The organism is Bacillus cereus (genome assembly GCF_002564555.1).
Lineage (GTDB): Bacteria > Bacillota > Bacilli > Bacillales > Bacillaceae_G > Bacillus_A > Bacillus_A cereus_K.
In genome coordinates this window covers 43,878-50,832 of the sequence record NZ_NUVD01000010.1, presented here as the reverse complement: position 1 = coordinate 50,832, position 6,955 = coordinate 43,878, and the positions used below count along the sequence as shown (strand labels likewise).

Sequence of the window (6,955 nt, the reverse complement as noted above, 5' to 3'; positions counted from 1 at the left end):
AACGCCATCCTTTCCTATGATTCTACAAAAAGAATAGCGCTTTTTCCATAATTTCAAAAATTATTTTAATGTCTTTTTTACAAACAAAATAAAAGTTAACAGACTAATAAACCCAGATACAGCACAAATAATAAATAGCATTTGATATCCCATGAGTTGTGAAACAAATCCTAGAAGCATAGAGCCTAAACCAATCCCTAAATCAAAAGCAGTAAAGAATGTAGCGTTCGCTACTCCTCTTTTCTCTGTTGAAGCTAATCGTATCGTTGCTACTTGAAGAGCTGGTTGTGCTGTTCCAAATCCAATTCCATACAAAATAGCTGTTATAACGAGTCCAACAATCCCTTTTGTCATTGCTAGGACGAGTAGTGCAATTATCATTATAAAAAGCGCAGGAACAATAATGATCCCTTCTCCACGCTTATCGGATATTTTCCCTGCAATTGGTCTAATTACTATAAGCGTGACAGCATAAACTAAGAAAAAAGTACCAGCATTCACTTGAATTTTCGCCGCAAAAAGTGGTAAAAATGTTGTAATGCCACCAAAAGTAAGAGATAAGAAAAATGTCACAATAGCGATTGGTAAGACTGTTTTTTCAAAAAATGATATTGGTTGTTTTGATGTATGTTTAACCGCTGGAATTTTTGTACCAAGTGAAAGAATGAATGCAATAAGTGATAAGACTGTGCATAGGAGAAATAGATAATGAAATGAAAATGATTTTGCTACCCAAAGACCTAATATTGGTCCTAAAGCCATACCTAAAGTCATGGCAAGTCCATACCATCCCATTCCTTCTCCGCGACGAGATGGTGGAATCACATCAGTCACAGCCGTCCCAATCGAAGTTGTAGCAATTGCCCAGCTCATTCCATGGAGGATACGTAATACCACTAAGAATATAACTCCTGCTACCCAATCGTAAAAATACATGGTAATTGCAAAAAATAGTAGTCCGCTTATTATAAATACTCGCCTGCCATATCGATCCATTAATCCGCCAACAATAGGACGTAAAATGACCGCCGATATTGTAAACACTCCAATAATAAATCCAACTTGAGATTCACTTCCACCTAATTGTTTTATAAACATAGGTAGTGTTGGCATTAGTAAATAAAAACCACTAAATAATAATAATGCTGTAATGGTCAGCATTATATAGTTTTTTGTCCATAAACGTTCCATTGTAATGTAATCCTGCTTTCTTTCGTTTAATAAGTTGAGAATGGAAAGCTCGCATCAATTTGGACCTTACTGCCCAATTGATGCGAGCTAAGCAAATAAAAAAGCAGTACCACCCGCTATAAAAGTGTTGATACTGCCATATAGAGTGACAAGTGTTTTGTTAATTAGAACTTACTTGCTACTTTAATCGCTTTTTCAAGCCCTACAGCAATAATTTCTTCTGCTTTATCTGGGAATTGGTTGTGACCTTCAATTACTATTTTTTCTATATCTTTTGCACCGAAGAAGCCCATCATACTTGCTACATATTTAACAGCCATTTCCATTGGGGCTTTTGGTCCTTCAGAATATACACCGCCACTTGCGTTTAATAATGCAATTTTTTTATTTCCAATAAGACCTACTGGACCTTCTGACGTATATTTAAATGTTTTTCCCGCGCGATTTAAGTAATCAATATATGTGTGTAATACAGCTGGGATTGTTAAATTCCATAATGGGAAACCAAAAACAACTTTATCAGCTGCAAGGAATTGATCTAAATATTTATCTGCAACAGCTACTGCTTTTGCTTCTTCTGCTGTTAAATCCAATCCTCTACTAGACTTAAATGTGCCGTTAATCATATCTACTCCTACATATGGCAATTCCTCGTTGTATAAATCAACCTCTACTACCGTCTCATTTGGATGAGATTCTTTATAACTTGCTAAAAAAGCATAATATAATTTTACGCTAACTGATTGATTTGCTGGACGATTGTTTGCTTTTACAAATAAAACTGTTGTCATTCTCTTTTCCTCCTGTTACTCACTCTTTGACGTTGTTATATATTTATCTAATAAAAAGGGTAGTATATTGTTCTTTATAATATCTTTTTAAAACTATACTCCATGTCTCCACCTAGAGCTTCAGCTGTATCACCAGTTTCTCTGAAGTCATGTGTATGAATTTTCTCAAACAGACCAAAATTTACTTGCTTATAAAATTCAAAACAAGGGAAGCCATCATGTGCACCTTCAATATCGACAGTACCATCTTTTTGGACATGTACAGTTAATAGGTAGTCAACAGGAGGTGCATATACATTTAATGGGTTGCTAGCACTTGCACTCATTTTAAATTTGACGTCATTTGACTTCCATACAACATCAGTGCACAAAATATTTTCCGTACTAGCTTTTCCTGTTCTCTTATTAACGGAACCATCAGGAATTGTGATTCTTTCTGTTGTTATGCCGGTATTCGCATATGTGAAAATTTCTCTTTTATAAAAATCAATAATCACTTCTTGTTCAATTCTGGAACGCATAGTGTTTACAGCATGTGGTGTAAATTCACGTGAGTCACCTTCGAATTGAATCACGTTTCCTGTTTGAGTATCCTTCTTAGGTTCAGTCCAAGACATTGGAATAAATACACTTGCTCTAACTTTAACGATATTAGTCATGAGACACACCTCTGCAACTCTTAATTTTATTTTGGGTAATAATATTGACACATTGAGCAAAACAGATCCAATTTCTTTCGTATAAATAATTTTGCTGCTTGTAAACTTCTATTCAGTATTTATATCTAGATTGTCGTTTTAAAACTGTATTCCATTTCCCCAGCTAGCGCTGCCGGAGTGTCACCAGTTTTTCTGAAATCATGTGTATATATTAATTCAAATGGACCAAAATCTGTTTGTTTATAAAATTCATAGCAGGGGAACCCATCATGTGCACCTTCAATTTGTGCAACCCCACTTTTGTTAACGTGTATAGTTAATACATAGTCAGCTGCAGGTGCTGCTGTATTTAAAGGATTGCTGGCACTTGCACTCATTTTAAAAGAGACTTCATCAGTACCCCACACAACATTCGTGCATACAATATTTTCTGTGCTTGTTCTCCCTTTTTTATACTCGATAGAACCATCTGGATTTGTAATTTTCACAGTTACGATACAAGCATTTGCATGTGAAAAAATTTCTTTTTTATAAAAATCAATAATCACTTCTTGCTCTAATCTCGACCGCATTGTGTTTACAGCATAAGGTGTAAATTCACGTGCATCACCAGTATATTCAAAAAGTTTTCCTGTTGTAGGATCTTTAATAGGTTCTAACCAAGCATACGGGGCAAACACACTTCCTCTAATTTTCACGATGTTAGCCATGAGAAACCTCCATAATTTATTAATTTTCGTTTCGTTGAATCCCTTATTTCTCTTATAACTAATTATAGTAAACTTGATTGACTATATGTCATATAGTACAATAGAAATCAGATATAGTCAACCGTATTGACTTTATTTAAGGAGGTTTTATGTATGAGTCATCCAGTATTTAGTGAATTGGACCTTACGTCACTTTTGTCATTATCCTTTAGCGCATCAATCAATGAACTACATGACAAATTGAGTGAATTGGGATTTGGAGATATTAGACCTGTACACGGTTTTATGTTTAAATGCATCACTCCTAATGGAGCGACAGGTATAGAACTAGCCGAATATTTAGGAATTACAAAGCAAGCTGTGAGTAAAATGGTGGATTATCTTGAGAAAAGTGGTTATGTAATGCGCAAAGCTCATCCAACTGATAAGAGAGGGAAAATTATTGTTTTGACCGAAAAAGGTTGGCTAGTAGTGCGAGCAAAAGAGAAGATACTAACTGAAATTGAACAACGTTGGATTGAAAACATAGGCGATGAAAGAATGCAAATGCTCAAGGAAGATTTAACAAAGTTAGTTTATGAAGCAAATGAGGGTAAAACATCATCGAGGTTAAGACCTGTCTGGTAAATAATGAGTTTATAAAAGGGGACTAACCGTGCACCCATCAAGTTAAGATATCATAATACCCCCAGAACGAAAATTTTTTGCATATTTATCCTTTTTATCGTTTTGGGGTACTTCAAAATCTTAGCTTGATGGGCATGTATGGTAACCCCTATAAGAAAAAAATTAAAAGATTGTTTCTATGCTTACATATTTGGAGTTTTAATTATTGGAATGGAAGTCGTAAATCTGCCGTGAAGGTAATCGTCATACTTTTTCCTCACATATAAAAAAGTCCTTTACTTGACTAGAAAAATCAAGTAAAGGACTGTTCGTCTTATTTATATTATTTAGTTCCATCAGCAAGCTTTCCATATTGCCGCTTATGCATCCAAGTTAATGTACCAATTGTTCCAAGTGATAACAGAACAATAAAGATCATTAAAATACCTGCGTTTTTCCACATATAACTGAAGTCTCCGCTTGAAATCACTGCTTTAAATCCTGATACAGAATATGTCATCGGGAACCATGCGTTAAAGATTTGCAGCGGTTTCGGAATTAACTCAAGTGGGAATGTACCCGCACTTGTTGTTAATTGTATAATCAATGTCAGGATTGCAATAAAACGTCCTGCATCGCTGAAAGCTGTTACTAAAAATTGAACTATCGCAATAAACGATAAGCTTGTAATAATACTAAACAATATGAAGTATGGAACACTTTGTACTTCAACACCTAACCAAAACAGTAACACTGCGTCTGCCACAAGTGCTTGCATCACACCAACGGCAAGTAGTACACCAAACTTACTAATAAACCAGCTAAATCCTGATTTCGGTATACCAACTGTTTCGCGTAACGGGAACACGATAGATAATAACAATGCCCCAACGAATAAACCAAGAGATAAGAAGTACGGCGTAAAGCCTGTTCCGTAGTTTGGAACCTCTGTTACTTTCTCAGTTTCCACTTTCACAGGACTCGCGAACATGTCATATTTGTTCTCGTCACCTTTTGTTTCACTTGTTTTCTCAGCACCTTCGCCAAGTTTTGTTGCTAGTTCTTTTGAACCATCATTTGCTTCGCCAAGACCATTTGTTACTTTGCCAGAACCGTCTGCTAACTGGCTGATGCCGTCTGCCATTTGTTTTGAACCAGAAGATAATTCACCTAAACCACCTGCTAATTGGTTTGAGCCTGTATATAACTGACCTAAGCCGCCTGTTAATTGATTTGAGCCTGTATATAACTGACCTAAGCCACCTGTTAATTGATTTGAGCCTGCATATAACTGACCTAGACCTTCTGTTGCTTTACTAGACAGTTGATTTAAACCGCTATTTAAACCACTTGCACCTTTTGATGCTTCTCCTAGTTTCTCACCAAACACTTGGAAATTCGTTACAAATGACTGTTGACCTTCTGCTAATTTACCGGCACCAGCAACAAGTTGCTGTTGACCATTTTGTAATTGATCAACACCATTTTGAAGCGCTACCTGACCAGCATGAATCGCATTTGCGCCACCGGCAAGCTTTGTAGCACCGCCTTGAATTTCATCTGTTTTTCCAGCAAGTCCTTTCACACCTTGTGAAACTTGTTCTGTACCTGCTGCCACACCTTTGCTACCTGCTTCTAATTGTTGAACAGTTGCTTGTAATTTTTGTTTCGCTTCACCATCAGGTAGATTTTTGATTTGTTCATTTAAAGCAACTAAACCGTTCGCAACGTCTTGAGCGCCTTTTGCTGTTTTATCAGCGCCACCACTTAACTCATTTGCTTTTTGCTGCCACTTTGTTGCACCCTGCGCTAACTCAGAAGCACCTGCACTAAGATCTTCAGTTCCCTTTGTTAACTCTGGCAATTTCTTTTGCATTTCTTGAACGCCAGCTGATGACTTTTCTAAACCACCATGTAAATCATTAATACCTTTTTGAATTTCTTTTGCTCCACCAGCTAACTTTCCTTGTCCTTCTTGAAATTGAACAAGCCCATCTGCTAACTGTTTAGAACCGCCTGATAATTGTCCTAAACCGCTTTGGAACTCTCCTTTTGGATCGACAAATTGGCCTAAACCTCCCGTAATCTGCTGGGAGCCAGTTGCTGATTTTTCTAAACCTCCCGTAATTTGCTGGGAACCAGTTACTGATTTTCCTAAGCCGCCCTCGATTTGCTGAGATCCATTTAATAGTTTTCCAACACCAGTTTGCATTTCACCAGTCTTACTATTTATCTTATTCAATCCATCTGTTACTTTCCCAGAACCGTCTTTTAATTTCCCTGTACCATCATAAATCTTACCAGCGCCTTCACTCGCATCCGCAAAGCCTTTAGAAACATCTTGTAATGAATCGAACATTGTCTCAGCATATGTTTTTGTTACTGCAGCTGAGACTTCTCCTTTAATTTTTTCAATAGCTGATCCACCAATTTGTGAAGATAAGAAGTTTAAGCTTTCATTTGGAATGTACTCTAGTTCTGATTTTTTTGGGTTTGCATCCATCAATGTTGTTGTATTTTTCGAGAAATCTTTTGGAATGCGAATCGTCATGTAGTATTTGCGATCATCCATTCCTTTTTTTGCTGTTTTCTCGCTGACAAACTCCCATTTGAAGCCCTCTCCCTCTTTTTCTTTCAAATTATCAACAAGTTCTTTACCGGCTTCAATCGGTTTTCCATTGTACACTACACCTTCATCAAGATTTACAATTGCAACTGGTAAATCATCTAATTGGTCATATGGATCCCAAAACGCCCATAAAAACATACCAGCGTACAATACTGGAATAAATAAGACTGCAATAATTGGAATTAAGATTTTTTTACTTTTGATAATGGTAGCAAACTCTTTTCCAAGCAGTTTCAATCCTCGCATTGTTTACTCCTCCTTTTAAATAATTGACCATATTGTTCATTTAGTCATTTTTTTGTAAAAAAAGAAGAAAATAGCGACTAATTCATCTTCTCGTATATGTTTCTATTTTCTTACAATTTCCCC

At 36.3% G+C, this 6,955-nt stretch carries 6 protein-coding genes; 1 reads left to right on the top strand and 5 read right to left on the bottom strand.

All coding sequences use genetic code 11. From position 1 onward, the window contains the following. Window positions 1–60: 60 nt before the first annotated feature. The 4 genes from COI75_RS04865 to COI75_RS04850 all read right to left on the bottom strand — a co-directional run bounded on the left by COI75_RS04865 (window position 61) and on the right by COI75_RS04850 (window position 3,351). Window positions 61–1,191, bottom strand: coding sequence for an MFS transporter (locus tag COI75_RS04865; RefSeq protein ID WP_000440638.1), 1,131 nt, complete (start codon window positions 1,189–1,191; stop codon window positions 61–63). A 164-nt stretch (window positions 1,192–1,355) separates the two neighbouring features. After that, the gene (locus tag COI75_RS04860; protein WP_000214305.1) at window positions 1,356–1,982 is read right to left on the bottom strand and encodes an FMN-dependent NADH-azoreductase; all 627 of its coding nucleotides are present in this window, start codon (window positions 1,980–1,982) and stop codon (window positions 1,356–1,358) included. A 74-nt stretch (window positions 1,983–2,056) separates the two neighbouring features. Next, window positions 2,057–2,641 (bottom strand): DUF3238 domain-containing protein, encoded by a 585-nt coding sequence (locus tag COI75_RS04855; RefSeq protein WP_000182106.1) that lies wholly within the window; start codon window positions 2,639–2,641, stop codon window positions 2,057–2,059. A gap of 125 nt (window positions 2,642–2,766) precedes the next feature. Then, on the bottom strand, window positions 2,767–3,351 hold the full coding sequence (locus COI75_RS04850) for a DUF3238 domain-containing protein (protein ID WP_006097469.1): 585 nt from the start codon (window positions 3,349–3,351) through the stop codon (window positions 2,767–2,769). A gap of 153 nt (window positions 3,352–3,504) precedes the next feature. Between COI75_RS04850 and COI75_RS04845 the strand changes: the two genes are divergently transcribed. Further along, complete coding sequence (locus COI75_RS04845) at window positions 3,505–3,978, top strand: MarR family winged helix-turn-helix transcriptional regulator (protein WP_000019316.1); 474 nt, start codon at window positions 3,505–3,507, stop codon at window positions 3,976–3,978. Between the two features lie 322 nt (window positions 3,979–4,300). Here COI75_RS04845 and COI75_RS04840 read toward each other — a convergent pair whose 3' ends face one another. Further along, window positions 4,301–6,832 carry a YhgE/Pip domain-containing protein gene (locus tag COI75_RS04840; RefSeq protein ID WP_001214645.1) on the bottom strand — a complete coding sequence of 844 codons (2,532 nt, stop codon included), beginning with the start codon at window positions 6,830–6,832 and terminating at the stop codon, window positions 4,301–4,303. Between the last annotated feature and the right edge of the window lie 123 nt (window positions 6,833–6,955).